Source organism: Pseudonocardia lacus, assembly GCF_018531445.1.
In the GTDB taxonomy this organism is placed as follows: domain Bacteria; phylum Actinomycetota; class Actinomycetes; order Mycobacteriales; family Pseudonocardiaceae; genus Pseudonocardia; species Pseudonocardia lacus.
In genome coordinates this window covers 1-23829 of the sequence record NZ_JAHDTH010000021.1, presented here as the reverse complement: position 1 = coordinate 23829, position 23829 = coordinate 1, and the positions used below count along the sequence as shown (strand labels likewise).

Genomic DNA, 23829 nt, shown 5'->3' with positions numbered 1-23829 from the left:
ATCGTGAGCGCGCAGGAACCTGGACCCGGCCCGAGTGACGCGAGCGCCGACGGGCTCGCGGGCCTGGCCTTCGAACTCGGGGTGCTCAAGCGACTGCGCCGCACCGGCTGGGCGCACGCGGGAGTCCGGGACGCCGAGTCCATCGCCGACCACAGCATGCGTGTTGCCCAGCTCGCATCGTTGATCGCCGCGGAGGAGGGGGCCGATCCGGCCCGGGCGGCGCTGATGGCGATCTGGCACGACTCCCAGGAGACCCGCAGCGGCGACATCCCGCACACTGCCCGCCCGTACATGGCGGCCCGGATCGATCCCGAAGCGATCACGGCCGATCAGGTGGCCGGTCTTCCGGAAGCTGCCGCGAAGGCGGTGCGGGAGACCGTGTCCGAGTACGAGGCACAGACCACTCTTGAGGCCCGGTGTGCGCGGGACGCGGACAAGCTGGAGTGCCTCATTCAGGCCGTCGAGTACCAGGCCGGCGGCAATACGGGTGTCGAGGGGTGGATTACCTCGTCGCGGGCGGCGATCCGGACGCGCACCGCCGAGCGCATCGCCGAGGCCGCGCTGCGGATCTCACCGCTCGGGTGGCGCAACCGCTGAGCTGAGAGCGTCATCGACGCCCCGCATGAACGAGAGCATCGTCGGGATGATCCCCATGACGTCGTGCGCGACACCGTCGACCACGTCGAACTGCACGTGCGCACCGATCGCGCGTAGTCCGTCGCGAAGCGCCTCGGCTCGGGACATCCGATCCGGCCCCCCGGGGCTCGGCGCGACGGCGGTGGGGTCCCGATCGAGCGACCCGATCACGATCTGGGTGGGTACGGCCGCCACCGCGTCCAGATCCACGGACGTGCCGAAGCGGTCCTCGACATCGCCGAGACCGTGCCACCAGCGATCCGTCGTCGGGAGGGTCACGCGCCCGGGTGCCCCGATGGACAGCGCTGTCAGCCGATGTGGATGCAGGTACGCGAAGCGGTGGACGAACTGGCCTCCACCGGAATGGCCGCCGAGGACGAACTTCTCGGTGGCCACGTTCCACCGTTGGGCCACTTCGTCGATCATGCTCAGGAGCAGCAGGTCGTAACGCACCCCGTCCTGTTCGATCATCTTGTAGTTGTGGACGTCGTCGGGGTCGCCGATTCCGGCGGGGAACAGCGGTGCCACCACTACTGCTCTGCGCTCTGCGGCCTGCGCCGCGGCCGCTTCGAGGAGATGCTCGTGGCGACGCTCCGTCCCGTGCACGAGCACCCAGATCGTCAGTGGCGCTTCGTCGTCCCGGTGGTCGTGCGGCACGAACAGCCGGTAGGAGAAGCGCTGGTCGGTCTGCGACGCCATGAGCAGGGTCATGCCGGTGAGCAGGCTCCGGCCGGGATGACCGGCCGGGAGATCGCCGAGGCGGATCACCGGCGGCTCACTTCTTGATGTTCAGCGGCACGCCGTGCTGCAGGTTGAGGCCGTCGGAGTCGAGGTAGTCGACGTAGTGGACGATGACCGCTTCCCAGGTCTGCGGTAGGTAACGCGACGTGGTGGTGTGCACGAGGATGTTGTGCACCATCTCCAGCGGAAGGTTCTTCTGCCACATCTTGTGGGCGCCGTAGACGCCGTGCTGCACCAGGTACCCGAATCGGGACGCCCGACCGCCCTCGGCGCTGGGCTCGAACTCCTTCAGCTTGCTGACGTCGTGGAGGTTGGCGCAGGCGATCAGCAGGTCGCGGTCGAAGGGAATCCCGCGGACCCGCTCCGCGACCTCGGCGACGGCGACCGCCATCTGGGTCACGGCGCGGGTGTGGTCGACCAGCGAACTCGATGCCGGGAGCTTGACGGGGTGCTTGGGGACCTGGTCGAGATGGTCCCAATCGCTCTCCTGGAGCACCTCCTGCCAGATCTCGACGACCGCGTCGCGCAGAGCCCCGTCGGCGATCCCGGTCAATTCGGGGAAGGTCTCGAGCACTTCCGCCGCGGTGACCTTCGGATCCGTGATGCCAGTGGTCATGGTCGTCCCTCCGCAGGTCGGCTCACGCTCGAGGATCGTGCCGGCAGCAGCCGCTCGGGTACGACCATCATGGCCAGCGGCACGTGCTGCTGGCCGCAGTGCAGGTCGCGGTCGAGGAGGCCGCCGGCGGCCACCTTGCGCGGGAACGAGATCTTCACGGTGTTCAGCTCGGGGATGCGGAAGATCAGCACGTCGGCGGCGTCGACCTGGTAGAGGTCCGCGATCACGGCTTCGTTGAGGAACTCGGCGTCGGCCGCTATCCGATAGCCGTTCTCGTCGAGCATGAACGTCTCGAACGTGGTCCAGAACGGTCCGGCGTTCTTGGCGCGGACCTCGTGGGCGAAGTCGGCGAGGACCCGGGGCGGGGTGGTCATGGTGCCCTTCACTGGACGGAGCGGAACATCGAGGTGGTGTCGTCGACGTCGACGACGTGGTTGAGCACGAACTCGTAGGCCGCGCCGCGCTCCATCTCGGCGGGCGACGTCGCGAACGCGAAGCTCGGCAGGTAGGGCAGGTCCGGCAGCGGCAGGTGCAGCATCAGCGGGTTCGACACCTTGGCCACCGCCGTGGCCGTCGCCTGGTCGGCGGCGCTGACCCGCAGCATCACGCCCACCTCGTGGGTCGTGGCGCCCTGCGTCTCGAGCCCGCCGAGCACGCCGTTGTGCCCGTAGAGCCGCAGGTCGAACGCGTACTCGTGGTCGGCGAGGCCGAGCGTCTGCTCGACCCGGCCGGTCAGGACCGTGCGCATGAAGGCGGCCCACTCGTCGATGCGGCCGATGATGTGCGGATCCCGGATGGCGACGAACGAGATCGTCTCGTAGCCGGTGAGCCGGGCGCCCTCCAGCTTGATCGTCTTCTGCTCCGCCTCGTGGAACACCGACCCCTCGACCCGCACGCGGCGGTCGTCGACGGCGACGTAGCTGCTGCGCGTCACGTCGAGGGTGCCCCGCGGCTCGCGCAGCAGGAACGGGTTCGCGGTCTCGTACAGCATGTGCGCGGCCACCGAGGTGGTGGTGCAGGCGGCGTCGAGGTCGAGCGGCTCGATCTCGAAACCGTCGGCGTCGACGAACGCGATCACTCCGCCCGAGCGCGGGTTGGTGGTGCACTGCCCACCGCACTCGACGATCTTGGCGGCGTGCCACGCGGGACCGTCGGGCAGGCCCTTCATGATCGGCACGCACGCGGCGACGGCCGTGTCGGTCGCGCGGCCACCGAGCACCACCTGGGCGCCGGCATCGAGCGCCGCGGCGAACGGTTCGTGGCCCATCACGCCGACGATGTGGGTGCACGACTCGAGCGTCGCGGCGTCGAGTTCGCCCAGCGGCGGGAGCGGGTGGATCCGGCCGGCGTCCAGCGGCTCCGCGAGGCCCGCGGCGGTCTGCTCGCTGTAGATGCGGGCGACCTCGAGCGACAGGCCCTGCTCGGCCATGACGTCGTCGACGATGCCGGCGACCCAGTCGACGCCGGAGTCGGTGCCGGAGGTGCCGCACGATCCGATGAGCAGCGGGATGCCGGCGCCGGCTGCCGCCGCGAGCAGGATGCGCAGGTCGTGCCGCACGGCTGCCGCGGTGGTCTTGGCGGTGCCGGCGCCGAGGTAGTACGGCCCGGAGTCGGTCGAACCGCCGTCGACCGTGATGACGTCGGCCCCGAGGGCGAGTCCTCGCCGGACGGACTCCTCGCGGATGCCGGCACCCAGCATCCCGCTGGGGGTCAGCACGCCCACGCGCGCGCGGGGCTCACTCATCGTCGTACTCCTGCTCGTGGTCGGGGGTGGTCTCGGGCTCGAAGAGCCGCAGGTCGCCGGGGGCCAGCCGGACGGTCATCTCGGTCCCGTCGACCGGGCGCGTGGTGGTGGCGACCAGGCGTGCGCCGCCCAGGCGGAGCACGTACCGGTAGTGGTCGCCGAGGTAGGACACCGTCTCGACCTTCGCGGTCACGGTGTTCGGTCCGGCCGCCTCACCGGCGCGGACGATGTGCACGGCCTCGGGCCGGATGGTGACGCTCACCGCGCCGGTGCGCGTCCCGGCGTGGGGCACGCGCAGCGGATCGGCCAGGCCGTCGAGGCGCACCGTGGCGGTGGTGCCGTCGGCGGCGAGCGTGGTCGCGTCGAGGATGTTCGCGGTGCCGACGAAGTCGGCGACGAACAGGTCGGCCGGGTTCTCGTACACGTCGCGCGGCGTGCCGATCTGGCGGATCTCGCCGCCGCTCATGACGACGACCTGGTCGCTCATCGAGAGCGCCTCGTCCTGGTCGTGGGTCACGAACACGGTCGTCACGCCGACCCGCTGCTGCAGGGAGCGCAACCAGTCGCGCGAGCGGTCGCGCAGCTTGGCGTCGAGGTTGGAGAACGGCTCGTCGAGCAGCAGCATGTCCGGCGGGTGCGCCAGGGCGCGGGCCAGCGCGACGCGCTGCTGCTGTCCGCCGGAGAGCTGGTGCGGGTAGCGGTCGACGTGGTCGCCGAGCTCGACGAGCCCCAGCACCTCCAGCACGCGCTCCCTGCGCCGGGCCGAGCGCACCTTGCGCAGCTTGAGCGGGTAGGCGACGTTGTCGAAGACCGTCATGTGCGGCCACACCGCGTACGACTGGAACACCACGCCGCAGTTGCGCCGCTCCGGCGGCAGGTCGATCCGGGCGCCGTCGAACACGACCCGGCCGCCGAAGCTGATGCGTCCCGAGTCGGGCCGGTGCAAGCCGGCGATCGACCACAGGGTCGTGGACTTGCCGCAGCCGCTGGGCCCGAGCAGCGTCGTGATCTGCCCGTCGGGCACGGTCAGCGACAGGTCGTGCAGCACGGTGTTGTCGCCGAACGACTTGCGCAGGTTCTCGATCTCGAGCTCAGGCATTCGGACGCACCCCGAACAGTCCGCGCCCGACGCCGAGGACGACGAGTGTGATCACCATCTGGATGACTCCCAGCGCGGCGACGTTGCCGCCGATGTTGGTCGCCGCGAGCTGCAGCATGGTCAGGCCGAGCACGGGTGTGTCGTCGGTGACGAGGAAGACGGCCGGTTCGGCGTCGTTGAGCATCGCGACGAAGAGCAGGACGAACGAGGCGCCCATGGCCGGCAGGACGAGGCGCAGGACGATCGTGCGCATCGCGGTCCAGTACGTGGCGCCGGCGGTGCGGGCGGCGAGGTCGAGCTCTCTTCCGACGCCGGCGAGCGCCGGGTAGAACGCGCTGTACCCGAGGGCCAGGTTGCGCACCGCGAAGGCCAGGCCCATCGCCCACAGGCTGGCGCGCACGGCACCGCTCGGGTCGAGCACGATGACCGACCAGAAGAACGCCATGCCGGTGACCAGGCCGGGCACCATCCGCGGCCACATCATCGACTGCTGCAGCCCGCCCCGGAACCGGAAGTCCGACCGGTGCGCGATCACCGAGAGCACGGCGATCGCGACCGTGGTCAGCGCACCGCCGACCGAGGCGATGAGCAGGCTGTTCACCAGCGCCCTGGTGAACACCGGGTTGGCGAACACGGCCTCGAAGTTGGCCGTGGTCAGCGAGGCCCACGGCGAGATGAACGGGGTGAAGACCGTCGTGGACGCGGCCATCACGACGCCCGCGAGCGGGACCAGCACCATGACCGACAGCAGCGCCAGCATGCCCGCCGACAGCACCCAGCGGATCGGACCGAGGTCGAGCGCCCGCGAGCCCGTGGGCTTGCCGGTGACGGCGGCGAACCGGCCGACGTCGCCGACCAGCTTGTTGCGCAGCAGCAGCAGTCCCGAGACGGTCAGCAGCATCAGCACGGCGCCCGCCGACACGAGCCCGTGCCGGGGTGGCGACGAGTTCGTCCAGTTGTTGTAGAGGTAGGTCGAGATCATGTCGATGTCGTTGGAGAAGCCCAGCACCAGCGGCAGCCCGAGCACCTCGAGCGCGATGACGAAGATCAGCAGCGTCGAGTTGAGCACGGTGGGGCGCAGCAGCCGCACGCTCACCGTGGTCAGGGCGCGCACCGGACCCGCGCCCGAGGTGCGGGCGGCGTCCTCGAGCGCCGGGTCGACGGCGACGAGGGTGTTGCGGGAGAACAGGAAGACGACCGGCGCGGCCACGCTGATGCCCACGAGCGCCATGCCGGGGACGCTGTAGAGGTCCAGTGGCACGCTGAGGAATGTGTTGGTGCGCAGCCACGTCGCGGCGAAGCCCGCCTGCGACCACATCGTGCTCCAGCCCAGCACCAGCACGATGCCGGGCAGCACCACCGGCAGCAGGAAGATGCCGGCGAGCAGCCGCCGGCCCGGCAGGTTGGTGCGGGTGAACAACGCCGCCGACGTGACGCCGAGGACCACGGAGCCGACGGTCATCAGCGTCGCGAACAGCACGCTGTTCCACACCGCCGACCACCACGCGCCGTCGGTGAGCAGCGCCCGGTAGTTCGCCAGGGTCGGTTCACCGCCCGACTCGTACAGCGGCGTGGTCCACAGCGAGGCGACGACCACGGGCACGATCGGCCCGACGATCAGCACACCGGCGACCGCGGAGATCACGTAGTGCGAGAGCGTCGTGCCGTCGAGCCGGCGGAGGGGGCGGCGTGCCGCCCGGGACCCCCCGACGGGGGGCCGGGCGGGCGCACGGAGGCTGGTCATCGCCCGAAGGCCCGGTTCCACCGCGTCACGATGGCGTCGTGGTCGGAGACGAACGAGGGGTCCCAGCCGTCGTTGATCACGTTCTCCGCGCCGACGGCCTCCTCGACGGCCGTCAGGCCGTACGGACAGGTGACGCCGGCGCGGTAGGGGGAGAAGCCGCCCTTGCACGCCTCGTTCTGCCCCTCGACGGAGAGGGCGTAGTTCAGGAACACCTTGGCGGCGTTGGGGTGCGGCGCCCGGGCGGTGATGCCGATGGCGCGGGGCACCAGGACGGTGCCGTCGGTGACGTAGTCGTAGTTGAGCACCTTGGCCGCGTCGCCGACCAGGAGCGGGCGGATCGCGCCGGACTGGAACAGCGACGCCGCGTACTGGCCCTGCAGGAGCTTCTGCGCGATGTTCGCCGAGCCGTTCTCGACACCGGCCGACCGTCCGATGGCCTCCAGGTTCGCCCAGCCCTGCTCACCGGTGTGCTTCAGGTACGACGCCACGACGTGGTAGGCGAAGGAGTTGCTGACGGCGACGGTGCCGATCTTGCCGCTGTCGGTGGCGGCGAGTGCGACGTAGTCGGCGACGCTCCTCGGTTGCCTGTCCTTCGGCAGCAGCGCGGTGTTGAACACCCCGACGACGGGGTCGAGCGAGATCGCCGTCATGCCGGGAGCCAGTTCGGCCGCCTCCGGCAGGTTCTCCAGGTTGGGGTCCTGGTAGTCGAGGATGTGGCCGTCGTCGACGAACGCGCTCAGGGTCAACTGGCTCGACCCCATCACGAGGTCGGCGGTGGGCGCGCCGGTCGCCGTCTCGCTCTTGTAGCGCTCGACGATCTGGGTGTCGTCGAGGTCGAGGTTCCGGACCTCGATGTTCGGGTACTTCGCGGCGAACCCGTCGGCCAGCGGCTGGAAGACCTCGGGGTTGGCGTTCGAGTACAGCAGCACCGACCCCTCCTGCTCGGCCGCCGCGATGATCTCGTCGCTGATCGGGGTGACCGCTGAGGCCGGACCCGAGTCGGCGGTGGAGACGGGACCTGCCGGCGCCGACTCGCCGGACGAGCCCGGGCTGCAGGCCGTGAGGACGATGAGACCGGCGGTCGCGACCACGTGGGTCGCCCGCTTCCGGAACCGCATGAGCACTCCTTGAGATTTGCTATAGCAGTGCGTGACAGCTGAGTCCCTGAGGGTGAGCCCGGCGGCGCCTCGCCACCCTGCGAGGTGCACTTACTCTATTTGCTATGGCAAATCTGTCAAGAGTGGCCTGCGGCCACTGTCGTGTGGCGGATCAGGCCTGGACGCCGCGATGACCGGCGATCCGCACGTCGTTCGAATCGCGGCTGTGCTCGCGCATGATCTGCTCGGCGGCGGCCGGGTCGCGGCGCTCGATGGCCTCGAAGATCTCGCGGTGCTGCCGGAAGCGCATGCGCACCGCGTCCGGCTCGCGGTCGATCTCGGCGAGCACCAGCCGGCTCCGCTCGTCGTGGGTGAACGCGTCGACCATGTTCAGCATGTGGATCAGCGTCGGGCTGCCGCTCGACCGGTCGATCGTCGCGTGGAACTCCCGCAGCGCGGCTCTGATCTGGAGGATCAGGTCGTCGGATGCGCTGCCGGTCCACGCCGCGCCGAGCGCCTCGGCGCGCTCCAGCGCGGTGCGCATCTGCTCGATCTGCGCCGGCGTGGCGTTCACCGCCGCCAGTCGGGCCGCGAGCGCGCGCAGCGCGTCCTCGATCATCGTGATCTGCAGCAACTCGGCGTCGTCGAACTGCGCGACCCGCACCGACCGGGGCCCCTCGCGCCTCACCAGGCGATCCTGTTCGAGGCGTCGGAGCGCCTCGCGCACCGGCGTGGGGCTGATCTTGAGCGACTCGGCCAGCCCGCGCTCGGTCACCTTGCTGCCCCGCGGCAGGACCCCGGTCATGATCGCCTCGCGGACCGCGGCGTACGCCTGATCGCCCAACGAGGTGGGGGCTGGGATGTGGGGTAGCTCCCCTGCCACGAGTGATCTCCTGGGTCGGACCGACACGCGGACCGACCGGATCGCGACCCGCCTTCCACATGCTATAGCAAGTATCCCTCTCGGCTCTCGTGCCGCCGTTCCAAGGTGTCTTCGCAGGGGCCGTGTGGTCGGCGCAGAGTGCACAGCACCTGCGAGGACTACGGGGACTCTGCGAAGACGGGGTTGACCTCGCCGGGCCGGGCCGGCGAGCCGTCGAGCAGCGAGTCCGCCGGTCCCGTGCTCCCGGCCGGGTACTCCAGCAGCGGCACCCCGCCGCCGCGCCAGGCGTCCCGCACCGGCTCCACGATCCGCCAGCACTCCTCGGCGGTGTCGCCGCGCACGGACAGCATCGGGTCGTCGTCCAGCACCGCGCGCAGGACCTGCCCGTACGGGGGCAGGTCGCCCGGTCCGAAGTCGGCCCCCAGGGTGACCGGGTCGATCACGAACGGGTCGTCCGGGCCGTTGATGTTCAGGTCCAGGTTCAGCCGGTCGGGGCCGAATCCGATCCGCAACCGGTCGGGCCGGCGGTAGCCGAGCAGCCCCTCCGGCAGGTGCTGCGGCCGCGCGAACGTGATGACCGCTTCCTTGCGGGTCGCGGCCAGCGCCTTGCCCGAGCGCAGCCGGAACGGGACCCCGGCCCAGCGCCAGGTGTCGACGGCCAGGACCACCTCGGCCAGGGTCTCGGTGCCGCGGGCCGGGTCGACGCCCGCCTCGTCGGCGTAGGCGGGCAGCCGCTTGCCGTCCACCTCGCCGGCCGTGTACCGCGCTCGGCGGCTGGACGTGGCGACGTCGTCGTCCCAGAGCCGGGTGGCGCGCAGGACCTGGGCCTTGCGGTCGCGCAGCTCCAGCGCGGTGATCGTGGGCGGCGCCTCCATCGCCAGCAGGCCCAGCACCTGCAGCAGGTGGCTCTGGATCATGTCGGCGAGCGCGCCCGCGCCGTCGTAGTACCCCGCGCGGCTCTCCAGCCCGAGGCTCTCGTCGAAGACGACGTCGACGCAGGCGACGTGCTCGTTGCTGAGCAGCGGCTCGAAGATGCGGTTGGCGAAGCGCAGCCCCAGGATGTTCAGCACCGTCGACTTGCCCAGGAAGTGGTCGACCCGGTGCACCCGGTCCTCGGGCACCAGCCGCGCCAGCAGCTCGTTCAACCGGGCGGCGGCCGCCGCGTCCGTGCCGAAGGGCTTCTCCAGCACCAGCCGGGTCCCGTCGGGCACCCCGATCTCGGCGAGGGCCCCGGACGCCTTCGCGGTCACCGCGGGCGGCAGCGCGAAGTAGACGACCACCCGACCGCGGCAGGCGTCCAGGAGCCGGCGCAGGTCGTCGGGGCGCGTCACGTCGGCCCGGAGGTAGCGCGTCTCCCGCGCGACCCGCTGCACGTCCTCCGCCTGGTCGGCGGCCGAGAACGACGTGCGGACGCGCTCGCGCCAGTGCTCGTCGTCCCAGTCGTCGGTCCCGCTCCCGACCAGCGACAGGCCGGGCGCCCCGCCGGCGGCCAGCAACCCGGCGATGCCCGGCAGGAGGAGCCGGGCCGTCAGGTCGCCGCTGGCGCCGAGCACGAGCAGCGTCTGCTCGTCGACCGGGACCGCGCCGGACTCGTCGCGGTCTGACTGCGGGGCACGCACCTCGGGCTGGATCGCCATGCTCGGACAGTGCCCGTCCTGGCCGTCCGGCAACCCCGCACCGGCCCGATCCGCCCGTCGTGCATGCTCGGTGACGTTCGACGCCGGACGATCGACGACCGAACCGGAGGCGCGGATGGGCGTGGCGGAGCAACGGGCGCGGATGCTCGCCGGCCGGTGGTACGACGACCTGACCCCCGAGCTGGTCGCGGCGCGCGAAGCGGCGGTGCACCGCACGGACGCCTACAACGCCAGCTTCGGCCGCCCGGCCGCCGAGCGCGAGGCGCTGCTGGCCGAGCTGCTCGGCCGGGTGGGGGAGGGGGTGCACTTCGAGCCGGTGTTCCGCTGCGAGTTCGGGTCCGGCATCGAGATCGGGAACGGCTTCTACGCCAACTTCGACTGCGTGATGGTGGACGGCGGCGGCATCACGATCGGCGACGACGTCCTGTTCGGGCCGCGGGTCGGCATCTACACGACCAACCACGCGCTCGACCCGGCCCAGCGCGCGGCCGGCGCCTGCCTCGCCGAACGGGTCGTCGTCGAGGACGGCGTCTGGATCGGCGGCGGGGCGACGCTCAACCCGGGCGTCCGGATCGGGCGCGGCAGCGTGATCGGCTCGGGCAGCGTCGTGACCAGGTCGATCCCGCCGGGTTGCCTCGCCGCCGGTGTCCCCGCCCGCGTCCTGCGCCCGATCACGGCCGACGACCGGATCGACGAGGGCTGGCGGGAGGCGTGACGGCGGCCGCCGGGCCCGCCACCGTGCGCGCGGTCCCGGAGGCCGGGTCCAGCCGCAGCACGTTCCCGCCCGCCGTCGCGGACCGGCCGCGAGCGCGCCGTCGACGAGCAGGTCGTACACCCCGTCGGGGGTGAACGCGGTCGGTGCGTCCGTGATCCCCATCCTCACCCGGCCCGCGCGAGACCCCGCCGCGGCCCGACCGGGAAGGCACACTGTCGCCGACGCCCGCCGACCCGAGGAAGAGGTGCGATGACCGCTGCCACGCCGGTGCCGTCGTTGTGGGCGCCGCTGCGGGTCGGGGCGTTCCGGGCGCTGTGGTTCGCCCAGCTCGCCAGCATGCTCGGCACCTGGATGCAGACGGTCGGCGCGCAGTGGGTGCTGGTCGAGGCGCCCGACGCGGCGGCACTGGTCGCGCTGGTCCAGGTGGCGGCGACGGTGCCGATGCTGCTGCTCGCCCTGCCCGCCGGCGCGCTGGCCGACATCATGGACCGCAGGCGGCTGCTCGTCGGCGTGCAGCTGTTCCAGCTGGTGGTGGGGACGGCGCTGAGCGTGCTCACCGCGCTCGACCTGATGCCGCCCGCGCTGCTGCTGACCTTCACCTTCCTGCTCGGCTCCTGCCTCGCCCTGACGCTGCCGGCGTACCAGGCGTCCGTGCAGGACCTGGTGCCGCGCGAGCAGATCCGGATGGTCGCCGCGCTCGGCGGGGTCGCGGTCAACGGGGCCCGCGCGGTGGGGCCGGCGCTGGCCGGGCTGCTGCTCGCCCAGGTCGGCGCGTCCGTCGTGTTCGCCGTGACCGCCCTGTCGGCGCTCGTCTTCGTGGTGGTGCTGGTCTGCACGAGGCAGGCGTCCGTCGCCGCGAAGCTCCCGCCCGAGCGGTTCGCCGGCGCGCTGCGCGCCGGCGGGCGCTACGTGCGCAACTCGCCGGTCGTGCGCCGGATGCTGCTGCGGGTCTTCCTGTTCGTGCTGCCCGGCGCGGTGATCTGGGCCCTGCTCCCGGTCGTCGCCGACGAGCTGCTCGACGCCGGCTCCACCGGCTTCGGGCTGCTGCTGGGCAGCCTCGGCGTCGGTGCCCTGCTCGGCGCGGCCGTGCTGCCGCGCGTCGTCGCGCGCCTGTCGGCCAACCAGGTCCTGGTCGTCTCCGCGGTGCTGTTCGCCGGCTCCCTGGTCGCCTGCGTGACGGTGCCCAGCCTCCCCGCGCTGGTGGTGCTGCTGGTCCCGGCGGGCATGGCCTGGCTGCTCGTGCTGATGGGCATCACCGGGGCGCTGCAGGTGTTCCTGCCCGCCTGGGTCCGCGCCCGCGGCCTGTCCACGTTCAACGTCGTCTTCGCCGGGTCCCAGGCGCTCGGCTCGCTCGTGTGGGGGCTGCTGGCCCAGTGGACCGGCCTGTTCCCCACCTTCATCGCCGCGGCGGTGCTGATGGTGGCCGGCGCGGTGACGGTGCGGGTGTGGCCGCTGCCCGACGTCGCCCACTGGAACCGCGCCGCCGCCGTGTACTGGCCGGAGCCGACGCTCACCTACGACCCCGACCCTCAGGAGGGGCCCGTCCTGGTGACCGTGCGGTACGTGGTGGAGACCGAGCAGGAGGCGGAGTTCCTGGAGGCCATGGAGGCCGTCCGGCTCACCCGGCTGCGCACGGGCGCGACCAGCTGCACGCTCTACCGCGACGGCGCGGACCCCACGGTGTTCCTGCTCGTGCAGCTGTTCCCGACCTGGGAGGAGCACCTGCGCCAGCACACGGGGCGGCTGACGGTGACCGACCAGGAGCGGGAGGAGCGGGCGAACGCGTTCGCCGTGGAGGACCTGGTCGGGGAGCACTACTTCCCGGTCGGCCGGCACCGGGATCTCGACGACTGAGCGGTGGCGACGGGTGTGCGCGGTGGCCTCGCAGGGGTGGTGGCGTCGCGCAGCGCCGGCCGTGTTCTCGCAGCCCGCCGGCGCGCTGCGACAACACTCCCAGAGCTGCGACGACACCAAGGCCCACCGGCACCTGTTCGGGTGACAGCGGTGAACGGTCCGACCCAGCCTGTTCTGGACTTGATCCAGTCAGGTCTTCGTGCTGGGATGGGGTGGTGACCAACGCCCCGCACGCCGAGCGCCTGCTGCGTGACGCCGCGCTGCGCGTCACCGCCCCGCGCAAGGCCGTGCTGCTGGCGGTGCACGACCACCCGCACGCCGACACGGAGACCCTGCTGGCGGCGACGCGGGAGCGCCTCGGATCGGTGTCCCACCAGGCCGTGTACGACGTCCTGCGCGTGCTCACCGACGCCGGGCTCGTCCGCCGCTTCCAGCCGGCGGGGTCGGTCGCCCGCTACGAGGCGCGGGTGGGTGACAACCACCACCACGCCGTCTGCCGCTCCTGCGGTGCGGTGAGCGACGTGGACTGCGCCGTCGGTGAGGCGCCCTGCCTGACCGCGTCCGACGACAACGGCTTCCGGATCGACCAGGCCGAGGTCGTGTACTGGGGCCTGTGCCCCGCATGCCAATCTCCACCCGCGGGCCGCTGAGCGCGCGCCCCCGACCAGCCGCACCCCACCGCACCGAGCTGACCGGCCCCCCGGGACCGGCGCCCCCCGAGGAAGGACTGACGTGCCCCCCGAGAGCGACAACCCGGCCATGAACGACCCGAAGCCGCGTGACGAGACCGCGAGCCCGCAGGGCACCGACACCACCGAGAGCCGCAGCGAGAGCGAGAACCCGGCCCTCAAGGGCCCCAGCTTCGAGGGCAGCGGCCGCCCGCGGTCCAACCGGGACTGGTGGCCCAACCAGGTCGAGCTGGGCGTGCTGAACAAGACCTCGCGCGACTCCGACCCGCTCGGCGACGACGACTTCGACTACAAGAAGGCCGTCGCCCAGCTGGACTTCGACGCCCTGCGGGCCGACATCGTCCAGGTCATGCGCACCTCCCAGGACTGGTGGCCGGCCGACTGGGGCCACTACGGCCCGCTGTTCATCCGGATGTCCTGGCACGCCGCCGGCACCTACCGCCAGATCGACGGCCGCGGCGGCGGCGGCGCGGGCGAGCAGCGCTTCGCCCCGCTGAACAGCTGGCCCGACAACGGCAACCTGGACAAGGCGCGCCGGCTGCTGCTGCCGGTCAAGCAGAAGTACGGCCGCAGCCTGTCCTGGGCCGACCTGCTGGTGCTGGCCGGCAACATCGCCCACGAGGACATGGGCTTCCAGACCTTCGGCTTCGCGTTCGGCCGCGAGGACGTCTGGCAGCCCGAGGAGGTCTTCTGGGGCCCGGAGGACACCTGGCTCGGCGACGAGCGCTACTCCACCGACGACACCCCGCTCGAGCTCGAGGGCGCACTGGGCGCCGTCACCATGGGCCTGATCTACGTTAACCCGGAGGGCCCGAAGGGCTCGGCCGACGCGCTCGCGTCGGCCCACGACATCCGGGTGACCTTCGCCCGGATGGCGATGAACGAGGAGGAGACCGTCGCCCTGATCGCCGGCGGCCACACCTTCGGCAAGGCGCACGGCGCCGGCAACCCCGAGCTCGTCGGCCCGGAGCCGGAGGGCGCCCCGGTGCACGCGGGCGGCCTGGGCTGGAAGAACGAGAACGGCACCGGCAAGGGCGCCGACACCGTCACCAGCGGTCTCGAGGGCGCCTGGACCCCGACGCCCACCACCTGGGACAACAGCTACTGGGACACCCTGTTCGGCTTCCAGTGGGAGCTCACCACGAGCCCCGCGGGTGCCAAGCAGTGGAAGCCGCGCGAGGCCGAGGGCCAGGAACTGGTCCCCGACGCGCACATCCCGGGCAAGAAGAACCCGCCCATGATGTCCACCGCCGACATGGCGCTGATCATCGACCCGGGCCTGCGCGCGATCTCCGAGCGCTTCCGCGACAACCCCGAGCTGTTCGAGGACGCCTACCGGCGGGCCTGGTTCAAGCTGCTGCACCGCGACATGGGCCCGGTCTCGCGCTACGTCGGCCCGTGGGTGCCGCAGGAGGTCCAGCTCTGGCAGGACCCGGTCCCGGCCGCCGAGCACGAGCCGCTGTCGGAGTCCGACGCCGCCGCGCTCAAGGAGCAGATCCTCGGCTCCGGCCTGTCGGTCTCCCAGCTGGTGCACACCGCCTGGTCGTCCGCGGCGTCCTACCGCGGCACCGACAAGCGCGGTGGCGCGAACGGCGCCCGGCTGCGCCTGGAGCCGCAGGCCTCCTGGCCGGTCAACGCCGGCACCCAGGAGGTCATCGCCAAGCTCGACGAGGTCCGCAAGGCGTTCGGCAAGCCCGTCTCGCTCGCCGACACGATCGTGCTGGGCGGCTCCGCCGCGGTGGAGAAGGCCGCCGCCGACGCGGGCGTGAGCATCACGGTGCCGACCAGCCTCGGCCGCACCGACGCCTCGCAGGAGCAGACCGACGTCGACACGTTCCAGTACCTGGAGCCGCGCGCCGACGGGTTCCGCAACTGGATCGACCCGGACGTCAAGCTGCAGCCGGAGACGCTGCTCGTCGACCGCGCCTACATGCTGGAGCTCACGGCCAAGGAGCTGACCGTGCTGGTCGGCGGCCTGCGGGTGCTGGGCGCCAACACCGGCGGCGTCAAGCACGGCGTCTTCACCGACCGACCCGGGGTCCTCTCGCAGGACTTCTTCCGCAAGCTGCTCGACCTCGACGTCGAGTGGAGCACCTCGGCCACCGACGAGGGCGTGTACGAGGGCCGCGACGCCAAGGGCGAGGTCGTGCGCACCGCCACCGCGGTCGACCTGGTCTTCGGCTCGAACTCGATCCTGCGCGGCATCGTCGAGGTGTACTCGGCCGACGACGCCAAGGAGAAGTTCGTCCGCGACTTCGTCACGGCCTGGTCCAAGGTCATGGACCTGGACCGGTTCGACCTGCGGTAAGCCCTCCCGCTCGGCCGACGCCCCGGCCCGCCGCACCCGCGGTGGGTCGGGGCGTTCGTCGTCGCGCACCCCCGGGAAAAGCCCTGTCACCCGTCGTGGTGGTTAATGGGCGCCCGGCGCCGGTCGATCCGCGGGGTATGAGCAGTCCAGCACTGGCGATCGTCACCGGCGCGTCCTCCGGCATCGGCGCGGCCTTCGCGTCCGCCCTGGCCGCGCGGGGCCACCGCGTCCTCGCGGTCGCGCGCCGCGCCGACCGGCTCGACGAGCTGGCGCGCGCGGCGCCCCCCGACGCGGTCGTCGCGCTGCCGCTCGACCTGACCGCGGCGGGCGCCGTCGACGCCGTGGTCCGGCGGGCGCGCGAGCTGGGCCCGGTGGACCTGCTGGTGAGCGCGGCCGGTCGGGGCGCGCACGGCCGCGGGTGGGAGATCCCGCGCTCGACGACGGCCCAGGTGCTCGCCCTGAACGTGACCGCCGGCGTGGACCTCGTCACGGCGCTGCTGCCGGACATGGTCGCCCGCGGCCGCGGCGGGCTGGTCGTCGTCACCTCCGCCGGCGGCTTCTACCCGAGCCCCTACCTGGCGGCCTACGGGGCGTCGAAGGCCTTCCTGCTCTCCTACGCCGAGGCGCTGTCCGCGGAGCTGCGGGGCACCGGGGTCCGGGTGATGGCGCTGTGCCCCGGACCGGTCAGCACGGAGTTCGGGGAGATCGCGGGGATGGCCGACCTGATGGAGGGCGCGCCGGGCACCATGCGGCCCGAGGAGGTCGCGGCCTCCGCGCTGCGGGCGTTCGCGGCCGGTCGCACCGTCCACGTCCCGGGGGCGGTCACGGCGGTCATGTCCGGGGTGCTGGCGCGCCTGCCGCGCGCGGCCACCCGGCGGGTGGCGGAGCGGTTGTTCCGCCGGTAGCTACCGGTCGCCGCGCGCCGGCTCCGCGCCCACCCCGTCGATCCGGGCCAGCAGCGCGTCGATGGTCGCGTCGAGACGGGCGACCTCCTCGCCGGTGAGGGCGTCGAACACGAGCCTCCGCACGGCCCGCACGTGCCCCGGCGCGGCCCGTTCGATCGCCGCGCGCCCGGCCGCGGTGACGGCGACGAACGCGCCGCGCCCGTCTTCGGAGCACTCCACCCGCTCCACCAGCCCGCGCTTCTGCATGCGCGTGACGTGGTGGGAGACCCGGCTGCGCTCCCAGTACAGCTCGCGGGCGAGGTCGGTGACGCGGACCCGGCCGTCGGGGCTGTCGGTGAGGCTGACCAGGACGTCGTAGTCCGGCATCGACAGGCCGTCGTCCAGCAGCTCGCGCTGCAGGGTCGCGTTGAGCTCCGCGTTCAGTCGCAGCCAGCCGCGCCACATGTGCTCCTCCCGGGCGCTGAGCCAGGGCGTGTCGGAGGTCATGGTCACAGCGTAGGCCGGTTTGGTTGACATGTCACCTAATGCGGCGCATATTGGTGATACGTCACCAACCGGGACGCACAACCCCCGATCGCAGGAGTCCACGATGACCACCGCCACCGCCAGCACGCTCGCCGACCTGTCCGGCACCTACGTCCTCGACCCGGCCCACACCCGCATCGGGTTCGTCGCCCGGCACGCGATGGTCACCAAGGTGCGCGGCCAGTTCACCGACTTCGAGGGCAGCGCCGTCGTCGACGCCGACGACTTCACCGCCTCCACCGTGCGGGTGACCATCCAGGCCGCCAGCATCGACACCCGCAACGAGCAGCGCGACGGCCACCTGCGCAGCAACGACTTCCTCGCGCCGGACGACTACCCGCAGATCACCTTCGCCTCCACCGCCGTCGCGCAGACCGGCCCGACCAGCTTCGAGGTCACCGGCGACCTGACGATCAAGGGCGTGACGAACGCGGTCACCGTCCCGTTCGAGTTCGAGGGCGCGGCCACCGACCCGTTCGGCAACCAGCGCGTCGGCTTCGAGGGCGCCGTGGTGATCAACCGCAAGGACTACGGCGTCAGCTGGAACGCCGCGCTGGAGACCGGCGGCGTGCTGGTCAGCGAGAAGATCACGCTGGAGTTCGAGATCTCGGCCATCAAGTCCGCCTGAGCCGCCCCGCCGACGTGCCGAGCGGCTCCGCGTCCGCCATGCTTCGCGCCATGCGAGGGAGTGCGGACGATCCCGGAGCCGCGCGGCGGGCGGTGCAGGCGTCCCGGTCGGCGGTCGTGCTGCGGGCCGGGTTGGCGATGTCGGACCTGCGGTTCGACGACCTGTGGATCGCCTACGTGGGGCTGGGCGGGACCATGTCCGCCGCCGAGGTCGAGGCCGCGCTGCGGGGCGAGCTCGAACCCACCGCCTACGAGCACAACGTCCTCGCCCAGGCGCTCAACGACCACTTCACCGAGCGCGGCCAGGACCACCCCGTGCCCTACGCCGCCGACCTCGACGAGCCCGGCGAGGCAGGCTAGCTAGACCGTCAGCACGATCTTCCCGGTGGTGCGGCCCCGCTCCCCGAGCCGGTGCGCGTCCGCCGCGCGCTCCAGCGGGAAGGTCTCGGCGACCAGGACCCGCAGCCGCCCCGCGGTGTAGAGGTCGAGAAGTTCGGTGAGGCCGGGCCCGTCCGGGCGGACGTAGGCCCCGGTGGCCCGCACCCCGCGCTCCCGCGCGGCCCGCAGCGCATCCTCGACGGCGATGGTCGGCAGGCAGATCAGCAGAGCGCCGGGAGCGAGCACGTCGAAGGAGCGGACGGCGGTCTCGCCGCCGATCAGGTCGTAGACCAGGTCGACGGGCCCGACGACCTCCTCGAACCGCTGCGCGCGGTAGTCGACGACCTCGTCGCAGCCCAGCGACCGCAGCAGGTCGTGCTTGGCGGCCGAGGCCGTGCCGATGACGTGCGCGCCCCGGGCCTTCGCGATCTGCACCGCCAGGTGCCCGACCCCGCCGGCGGCCGCGTGGACCAGCACCCGCTGCCCGGCCACCAGGTGCCCGACGTCGACGAGGCTCTGCCACGCGGTCATCCCGGCCAGGGGGAGGGCGGCGGCCTCCGCGACCGGCATGCCCTCCGGGCGGCGCCGGAAGTGGCCGGCGGGCGCCGTGACGTACTCGGCGTAGGCGCCGTCCGGGCCGGGGAAGCGCGCCATCCCGAGCACCGCGTCGCCCACGGCGAGCCCGGCGGCGTCGGGGCCGACGGCGTCGACGGTGCCCGCCGCGTCCCAGCCGACGGTGAACGGCTTCCCGCCGAACGACTTCGCCGCCCCGAGGCCGGAGCGGGTCTTCCAGTCGATCGGGTTGACCCCCGCGGCCTCGACGCGCACCCGCACCTCACCGGGGCCGGGATCGGGCACCGGCACGTCCCGCAGCCGCAGGACCTCCGGGCCACCGACCGATTCGCAGACGACCGCGCGCATGCCCGGATGTCTAGCACGCGATCATGGCCGGTGCCCGGCGCTGGACGGCGTCGAGAACTTCTTCCAGAATCCGCGCCGGGGATGTCGAGATCGGGTCGACGGCTGCGTCCCAGGAGCGGAGGGGCCACCGCGGTCCCCCGCCCGAAGGAGGACGACATGGCGAAGTACCTGCTCCTGAAGCACTACCGCGGCGCCCCGGCTGCGGTGAACGACGTCCCCATGGACCAGTGGACCCCGCAGGAGGTCCAGGACCACATCCAGTTCATGACCGACTTCGCCACCAAGCTCGAAGGCACCGGCGAGTTCGTCGACGGCCAGGCGCTGGCGCCGGAGGGCACGTTCGTCCGCTACGACGGGGAGGGCAGGCCGCCGGTCACCGACGGGCCCTTCGCCGAGACCAAGGACCTCATCGCCGGCTGGATGATCATCGACGTGGACTCCTACGAGCGGGCGGTCGAGCTCGCCGGCGAGCTCTCGGCGGCGCCGGGCGCCGGTGGCAAGCCGATCCACGAGTGGCTGGAGCTGCGTCCGTTCCTGGGTCACGCGCCCACGGTCACGGAGTGACCGGACCGGACCGGGCGCTCGACGAGCCGCTGCTGAAGGAGCTGACCCCCGCGATCACCGCCGTCCTCGTCCGTCGCGGGGTCGACTTCGCGACGGCCGAGGACGCCGTGCAGGAGGCGCTCCTGCAGGCCGCGCTGAGCTGGCCCGACCAGCGGCCGGCCGACCCGAAGGGCTGGCTGGTCACGGTCGCGTGGCGCAAGTTCCTCGACGCCCACCGCTCCGAGGCCTCGCGCCGCGACCGCGAGGAGCGGGTCGAGGCCGAGCCGCCGCCCGGGCCCGCCGAGGTCGTCGACGACACGCTGCGGCTGTTCTTCCTGTGCGCGCACCCGTCGCTGACCCCGGCGTCGGCGGTGGCGCTCACCCTGCGCGCCGTCGGCGGCCTGACGACCCGCCAGATCGCCCGGGCCTACCTGGTGCCGGAAACGACGATGGCGCAGCGGATCAGCCGGGCCAAGCGCACGGTCGCCGGGGTGCGGTTCGACGAGCCCGGCGATCCGGCGACCGTGCGCCGGGTGCTCTACCTGGTCTTCAACGAGGGCTACACCGGCGACGTCGACCTGGCCGCCGAGGCGATCCGGCTGACCCGGCAGCTGGCGTCGATGACCGACGACGAGGAGACCGCGGGGCTGCTGGCGCTGATGCTGCTGCACCACGCCCGGCGCCCGGCGCGCACCCGCCCCGACGGCAGCCTGGTCCCGCTGGTTGAGCAGGACCGCTCCCGCTGGGACACCGCGCTCATCGCCGAGGGCGTCGTCATCCTGCAGGCGGCGCTGGCGCGCGACCGGCTCGGCGAGTTCCAGGCGCAGGCGGCCATCGCCGCCCTGCACGCGGACGCCCCGCGCGCCGAGGAGACCGACTGGCCGCAGATCGTCGAGTGGTACGACGAGCTGCTGCGGCTCACCGGGAGCCCGGTCGTGGCGCTGAACCGGGCGGTCGCGGTCGGCGAGGCCGACGGCGCCGCGGCCGGCCTGGCCGCGCTGGCCGGGGTCGACCCCGATCTGCCCCGGCGCACCGCCGCCTCGGCGTACCTGCACGAGAAGGCGGGCGACCTGCCGACCGCGGCCCGGTTGTACGCCGACGCGGCCCGGTCCGCCACGAACCTCGCCGAGCGCCTGCACCTCACCCGGCAGGCGGCGCGGATCGGTCAGGCACTGCGCGGGTGAGCGCGGGCGCCCGCACCTCGCCCTCCCACCTGCGCAACCAGTCGGCGAAGGCGGCGGGCGGTGCGGGGCGGGCGTGCAGGTAGCCCTGGGTGGCGTGGGCGCCGATGCCGCGCAGGAACGCCAGCTGCTCGGGCCGTTCGACTCCCTCGGCGACGACCTGCAGGTCGAGCCGGGTGGCCACCTGCACGATCGCCTCGACGAGCGCCTCGTTCGCGGCCCGCGACCGGCCGCCGCCCAGGAACGACTTGTCGATCTTGACGATGTCGAGGGGGAGGGAGCGCAGGGTGCTCAGCGCGGAGTAGCCGGTGCCGAAGTCGTCGATGGCGAGCTGGACGCCCGTGGCGGCGAGCTCGGCGAGGGTGCGGTGCACCGCGGGGGTGTCGAGCACCATGCCCTCGGTGACCTCCAGGACCAGCCGGCACGGCGGCAGGGCGGCGTCGGCGACGCAGCTCTGCACGGTCCGCACGAACCCGGGCGTCGTCAGCTGCACCGCCGAGACGTTGACGTGCACCGCCAGCGGACCGGCCGCCCCGGCCCAGCCGACGGCGTCGGCGCAGGCCCGGCGCAGCACCCAGGCGCCGATGTCGACGATGGCGCCGGTGCGTTCGGCGACGGCGACGAAGTCGGCGGGGTGCAGCAGCCCCCGCACGGGGTGCTGCCAGCGCACGAGCGCCTCGACCGCCACGCACCACCCGTCGTCCACCCGCACGATCGGCTGGTGGTGCACCACGAGCTGGTCGGCCGCGGCGGCGCGGGCGAGCTCGTCCTCGAACCGCGCGTCCTCGCCGTCGCCGAGCAGGCTGGGGTCGAACACCTGCAGCCGGTTCTTGCCCGTGGCCTTGGCCGCGTACATGGCCACGTCGGCCCGGTGCACGAGCAGGTCGCCGTCGCGGTCGGCGGGGGAGGGCTCGGCGAAGGCGAGCCCGGCGCTGGCCCCGATGCGCGCCAACCGCCCGTGCAGCGGGAACGGCGCCGCGACGACCTCCACCAGGCGCTCGCCGACCCCGACGGCGCCGTCGGGGTCGGCGGCGTCGAGCAGGACCGCGAACTCGTCGCCGCCGATGCGCGCGCACAGGTCGCCGTGCCGGATCCCACCCCGCAGCCGGGCCGCGACCCGGCGGAGCAACTCGTCGCCCGCGGAGTGCCCGAGGTCGTCGTTGACGCGCTTGAAGTCGTCGAGGTCCAGGAACAGCAGGGCGGTCCGCCCGACCGGGTCGGCCAGCCGAGATCCCAGCGCGGCGGTGAACGCGGCGCGGTTGGCCAGGCCGGTCACCGGGTCCTGGGTGGCCTGCGTGGCCAGGTCGTGGTGGGCCTCGCTGGTGCGCAGCGCGAGCGACACCTGGTTGGCCATCGACCGGATCGCGACCCTGGCCTCGACCGGAACCTGCGGGACCGCCCCGGCCAGGATCCACCCGCCGGGCGGGTCGGCCAGTGGCAGCACCACCCACCCGGCGTCCGGGCCGGCGATCCCCGCCAGCGCGGCCGTGTCGGCGACCGGCCGCTCGTCGGGCCCGGTGTCGCGCAGCATCGACGCCGGCAGCGTGCGCGGGACCTCACGCACGTCGCCGGCGTCACTGACCACCACCGCCTCGCCGTCGACGACGCGGACCAGCAGCAGCCGCAGCCCGGGCGTGGCCGCGCAGAGGGCGTGCGCGCACTCCGTGCCGCGCCTGCGGATCTCGGCGTCGTCGGTGAGGCCGATGAGGGTGTTGCCCAGCCGGACCAGCGCGGTGCCGCGCTCCTGGGACTGCTCCCGGGAGAACAGGCTCAGCACCAGGTAGCGGGCCACCGCCACGGTCAGGAACATGACCGGCACGGTCGTGACCACGCCGGTGATCGAGGCCTGCGAGGGCGGGTCGTCGCGCACCAGCAGCGGCGCCGAGACCGCCAACCCGCCCAGCACGGCCAGCGCCATCAGCGCCGTGTGCGCCAGCACGGCCCAGGTGGAGCCGTAGAGGGCGCGCAGCCACAGCGACGCGAAGAGGTAGCCGAAGACGCTGACCGGCTCGGGCCCGCAGACCGCGGCGACCAGCATCAGCACGGCCTCGACGACGTCGAGCCAGAAGGGCGCCTTCAGCGCCAGGTAGCGGTAGGTCCACACCGCGATCAGGGCCAGGAAGGTCGCGGCCGCGGCCCAGCGCAGGCCGGTGGAGGGTACGCCGACCAGCCCCGGCGCCGAGAGCAGGACCGACGCCACGGCCATCAGGCTGAACAGCCAGCGCGTCTGGGCCACCAGCCCGCCCGGCCGCCGCAGCCGCCGCCAGCCGGTCGCCCGCGGATCGTGCGCCCCGTCGTCCACGCTGCCGCCGTCCGTGTCCACCAGACCTCCCGCCGTCCCTCGGAGCAGGATGCATCGACCCGTCGACTAGGTCGAACAGGTGCACATCCTGGTCCAAGGGGGGTATGGGTTGCCCAGGGAGGCCACCAACGGAGGACCGGGTTTGCGGTTTGAGGGCCTCCGGCGGCTCCTGCGCGGAGGGCGACCGGTCGTCGTCGCAGAGTCCTCATGGTCTTCGCAGGGTCTACGGCACCTGCGAAGACCACACCGCCCCTGCGAAGACGCCCCCAACCCCCGGACCGCGGCTCAGGCGGGCGGCGACCAGGCCGGGTCGCGGCCGCTCAGCCCGAGCAGGCGGTCGAGCTCCGGGGCGCCGTCGGGCACCGGGACCGGCGGCCCGAACAGCCCCGGCACCCCCTCGGGCCGCGCGCTCGCCTCGACGAAGTCCATGCAGGCCGCGATCTCCTCCGACCCGGGCCGGTAGTCGGCGCCGGTGGCCCGGGCGAGGTCCCAGCCGTGCAGCACCAGCTCGTCGAGGGCGACGGCGGCGGCGACCGGGGCCGGCAGCTCCACCCCGCCCACGGCGGTCGTGCCGGTGAGCGCGTCGGCGCCCCGCCAGGCCGCGACCAGCGCGTCGAGCTCGTCCGGCAGCGCGGTGCGCCAGTCCGCGGGCAGCGGCGGGGGCTCCGCCGGCGGCGGCCCCTG

23 protein-coding genes are annotated in these 23829 nt (G+C 73.0%); 10 read left to right on the top strand and 13 right to left on the bottom strand.

The features are described 5' to 3' along the window. The first annotated feature begins 3 nt into the window (after nucleotides 1–3). Nucleotides 4–597 (top strand): HD domain-containing protein, encoded by a 594-nt coding sequence (locus tag KIK08_RS07210; RefSeq protein WP_214402223.1) that lies wholly within the window; start codon nucleotides 4–6, stop codon nucleotides 595–597. Here the strand turns inward: KIK08_RS07210 and KIK08_RS07205 are convergent. The 9 genes from KIK08_RS07205 to KIK08_RS07165 form a co-directional block, all read right to left on the bottom strand. Beyond that, on the bottom strand, nucleotides 571–1404 hold the full coding sequence (locus KIK08_RS07205) for an alpha/beta hydrolase (protein WP_214402222.1): 834 nt from the start codon (nucleotides 1402–1404) through the stop codon (nucleotides 571–573). The genes KIK08_RS07210 and KIK08_RS07205 overlap by 27 nt on opposite strands. 7 nt (nucleotides 1405–1411) lie before the next feature. Beyond that, nucleotides 1412–1993, bottom strand: a complete 582-nt coding sequence (locus KIK08_RS07200; RefSeq protein ID WP_214402221.1) for an HD domain-containing protein — start codon at nucleotides 1991–1993, stop codon at nucleotides 1412–1414. Continuing rightward, complete coding sequence (locus tag KIK08_RS07195) at nucleotides 1990–2367, bottom strand: DUF4387 family protein (protein WP_214402220.1); 378 nt, start codon at nucleotides 2365–2367, stop codon at nucleotides 1990–1992. Before KIK08_RS07195 ends, KIK08_RS07200 begins: the two co-directional genes overlap by 4 nt. A gap of 8 nt (nucleotides 2368–2375) precedes the next feature. Further along, nucleotides 2376–3737: an acyclic terpene utilization AtuA family protein gene (locus KIK08_RS07190; protein WP_214402219.1), complete on the bottom strand. Its 1362-nt coding sequence runs from the start codon at nucleotides 3735–3737 to the stop codon at nucleotides 2376–2378. Further along, nucleotides 3730–4836 carry an ABC transporter ATP-binding protein gene (locus tag KIK08_RS07185; RefSeq protein WP_214402218.1) on the bottom strand — a complete coding sequence of 369 codons (1107 nt, stop codon included), beginning with the start codon at nucleotides 4834–4836 and terminating at the stop codon, nucleotides 3730–3732. The genes KIK08_RS07190 and KIK08_RS07185 overlap by 8 nt, the downstream gene beginning before the upstream one ends. Beyond that, complete coding sequence (locus KIK08_RS07180; RefSeq protein ID WP_214402217.1) at nucleotides 4829–6580, bottom strand: ABC transporter permease; 1752 nt, start codon at nucleotides 6578–6580, stop codon at nucleotides 4829–4831. The genes KIK08_RS07185 and KIK08_RS07180 overlap by 8 nt, the downstream gene beginning before the upstream one ends. Further along, nucleotides 6577–7698: an ABC transporter substrate-binding protein gene (locus tag KIK08_RS07175; RefSeq protein ID WP_214402216.1), complete on the bottom strand. Its 1122-nt coding sequence runs from the start codon at nucleotides 7696–7698 to the stop codon at nucleotides 6577–6579. The genes KIK08_RS07180 and KIK08_RS07175 overlap by 4 nt, the downstream gene beginning before the upstream one ends. Before the next feature lie 151 nt (nucleotides 7699–7849). Beyond that, entirely contained in the window at nucleotides 7850–8521 is a 672-nt protein-coding gene (locus tag KIK08_RS07170; protein ID WP_214402215.1) for a GntR family transcriptional regulator, read from the bottom strand. A 197-nt stretch (nucleotides 8522–8718) separates the two neighbouring features. Next, a complete protein-coding gene (locus KIK08_RS07165; RefSeq protein ID WP_214402214.1) occupies nucleotides 8719–10197 on the bottom strand; it encodes a glucose-6-phosphate dehydrogenase in 1479 nt (492 codons plus the stop codon). Nucleotides 10198–10267: 70 nt separating this feature from the next. On the opposite strand from KIK08_RS07165, the gene KIK08_RS07160 reads away from it, so the two are divergent. From KIK08_RS07160 to KIK08_RS07140, 5 genes are all read left to right on the top strand, one after another. After that, nucleotides 10268–10912 (top strand): sugar O-acetyltransferase, encoded by a 645-nt coding sequence (locus KIK08_RS07160; RefSeq protein ID WP_214402213.1) that lies wholly within the window; start codon nucleotides 10268–10270, stop codon nucleotides 10910–10912. A gap of 249 nt (nucleotides 10913–11161) precedes the next feature. Beyond that, a complete protein-coding gene (locus KIK08_RS07155) occupies nucleotides 11162–12766 on the top strand; it encodes an MFS transporter (RefSeq protein WP_214402212.1) in 1605 nt (534 codons plus the stop codon). Between the two features lie 215 nt (nucleotides 12767–12981). Further along, nucleotides 12982–13416 carry a Fur family transcriptional regulator gene (locus tag KIK08_RS07150; RefSeq protein ID WP_408004650.1) on the top strand — a complete coding sequence of 145 codons (435 nt, stop codon included), beginning with the start codon at nucleotides 12982–12984 and terminating at the stop codon, nucleotides 13414–13416. A gap of 109 nt (nucleotides 13417–13525) precedes the next feature. Further along, nucleotides 13526–15763, top strand: coding sequence for a catalase/peroxidase HPI (gene katG, locus KIK08_RS07145; protein WP_214402251.1), 2238 nt, complete (start codon nucleotides 13526–13528; stop codon nucleotides 15761–15763). A gap of 137 nt (nucleotides 15764–15900) precedes the next feature. Then, nucleotides 15901–16668 (top strand): SDR family NAD(P)-dependent oxidoreductase, encoded by a 768-nt coding sequence (locus tag KIK08_RS07140; protein ID WP_214402210.1) that lies wholly within the window; start codon nucleotides 15901–15903, stop codon nucleotides 16666–16668. Here KIK08_RS07140 and KIK08_RS07135 read toward each other — a convergent pair whose 3' ends face one another. Beyond that, entirely contained in the window at nucleotides 16669–17154 is a 486-nt protein-coding gene (locus KIK08_RS07135; protein WP_214402209.1) for a MarR family winged helix-turn-helix transcriptional regulator, read from the bottom strand. A gap of 103 nt (nucleotides 17155–17257) precedes the next feature. Between KIK08_RS07135 and KIK08_RS07130 the strand changes: the two genes are divergently transcribed. Both KIK08_RS07130 and KIK08_RS07125 read left to right on the top strand, forming a co-directional pair. Next, nucleotides 17258–17821 (top strand): YceI family protein, encoded by a 564-nt coding sequence (locus tag KIK08_RS07130; protein ID WP_214402208.1) that lies wholly within the window; start codon nucleotides 17258–17260, stop codon nucleotides 17819–17821. A gap of 50 nt (nucleotides 17822–17871) precedes the next feature. After that, nucleotides 17872–18180 (top strand): hypothetical protein, encoded by a 309-nt coding sequence (locus KIK08_RS07125; protein ID WP_214402207.1) that lies wholly within the window; start codon nucleotides 17872–17874, stop codon nucleotides 18178–18180. Here KIK08_RS07125 and KIK08_RS07120 read toward each other — a convergent pair whose 3' ends face one another. Further along, entirely contained in the window at nucleotides 18181–19119 is a 939-nt protein-coding gene (locus KIK08_RS07120) for an NADP-dependent oxidoreductase (protein ID WP_214402206.1), read from the bottom strand. Nucleotides 19120–19275: 156 nt separating this feature from the next. Here KIK08_RS07120 and KIK08_RS07115 point away from each other — a divergent pair, with 156 nt between their 5' ends. Continuing rightward, entirely contained in the window at nucleotides 19276–19683 is a 408-nt protein-coding gene (locus KIK08_RS07115) for a YciI family protein (RefSeq protein WP_214402205.1), read from the top strand. Continuing rightward, entirely contained in the window at nucleotides 19680–20846 is a 1167-nt protein-coding gene (locus KIK08_RS07110; RefSeq protein ID WP_214402204.1) for an RNA polymerase sigma factor, read from the top strand. Before KIK08_RS07115 ends, KIK08_RS07110 begins: the two co-directional genes overlap by 4 nt. On the opposite strand, the gene KIK08_RS41590 is transcribed toward KIK08_RS07110, so the two are convergent. After that, entirely contained in the window at nucleotides 20803–23166 is a 2364-nt protein-coding gene (locus KIK08_RS41590) for a putative bifunctional diguanylate cyclase/phosphodiesterase (RefSeq protein ID WP_214402203.1), read from the bottom strand. The genes KIK08_RS07110 and KIK08_RS41590 overlap by 44 nt on opposite strands. A gap of 264 nt (nucleotides 23167–23430) precedes the next feature. Further along, on the bottom strand, nucleotides 23431–23829 hold a 399-nt coding region (locus tag KIK08_RS07100; protein ID WP_214402202.1), incomplete at its 5' end, for a TIGR03086 family metal-binding protein.

What these genes read in the sequence shown, in the direction of transcription:
- KIK08_RS07195 (WP_214402220.1), bottom strand. Translation starts at nt 2,367, where the DNA reads ATGACCACCCCGCCCCGGGTCCTCGCCGACTTCGCCCACGAGGTCCGC.
- KIK08_RS07120 (WP_214402206.1), bottom strand. Translation starts at nt 19,119, where the DNA reads ATGCGCGCGGTCGTCTGCGAATCGGTCGGTGGCCCGGAGGTCCTGCGG.
- KIK08_RS07155 (WP_214402212.1), top strand. Translation starts at nt 11,162, where the DNA reads ATGACCGCTGCCACGCCGGTGCCGTCGTTGTGGGCGCCGCTGCGGGTC.
- KIK08_RS07135 (WP_214402209.1), bottom strand. Translation starts at nt 17,154, where the DNA reads ATGACCTCCGACACGCCCTGGCTCAGCGCCCGGGAGGAGCACATGTGG.
- KIK08_RS07130 (WP_214402208.1), top strand. Translation starts at nt 17,258, where the DNA reads ATGACCACCGCCACCGCCAGCACGCTCGCCGACCTGTCCGGCACCTAC.
- katG (WP_214402251.1), top strand. Translation starts at nt 13,526, where the DNA reads ATGAACGACCCGAAGCCGCGTGACGAGACCGCGAGCCCGCAGGGCACC.
- KIK08_RS07125 (WP_214402207.1), top strand. Translation starts at nt 17,872, where the DNA reads ATGCGAGGGAGTGCGGACGATCCCGGAGCCGCGCGGCGGGCGGTGCAG.
- KIK08_RS07115 (WP_214402205.1), top strand. Translation starts at nt 19,276, where the DNA reads ATGGCGAAGTACCTGCTCCTGAAGCACTACCGCGGCGCCCCGGCTGCG.
- KIK08_RS07190 (WP_214402219.1), bottom strand. Translation starts at nt 3,737, where the DNA reads ATGAGTGAGCCCCGCGCGCGCGTGGGCGTGCTGACCCCCAGCGGGATG.
- KIK08_RS07185 (WP_214402218.1), bottom strand. Translation starts at nt 4,836, where the DNA reads ATGCCTGAGCTCGAGATCGAGAACCTGCGCAAGTCGTTCGGCGACAAC.
- KIK08_RS07200 (WP_214402221.1), bottom strand. Translation starts at nt 1,993, where the DNA reads ATGACCACTGGCATCACGGATCCGAAGGTCACCGCGGCGGAAGTGCTC.
- KIK08_RS07140 (WP_214402210.1), top strand. Translation starts at nt 15,901, where the DNA reads ATGAGCAGTCCAGCACTGGCGATCGTCACCGGCGCGTCCTCCGGCATC.
- KIK08_RS07175 (WP_214402216.1), bottom strand. Translation starts at nt 7,698, where the DNA reads ATGCGGTTCCGGAAGCGGGCGACCCACGTGGTCGCGACCGCCGGTCTC.
- KIK08_RS07165 (WP_214402214.1), bottom strand. Translation starts at nt 10,197, where the DNA reads ATGGCGATCCAGCCCGAGGTGCGTGCCCCGCAGTCAGACCGCGACGAG.
- KIK08_RS07180 (WP_214402217.1), bottom strand. Translation starts at nt 6,580, where the DNA reads ATGACCAGCCTCCGTGCGCCCGCCCGGCCCCCCGTCGGGGGGTCCCGG.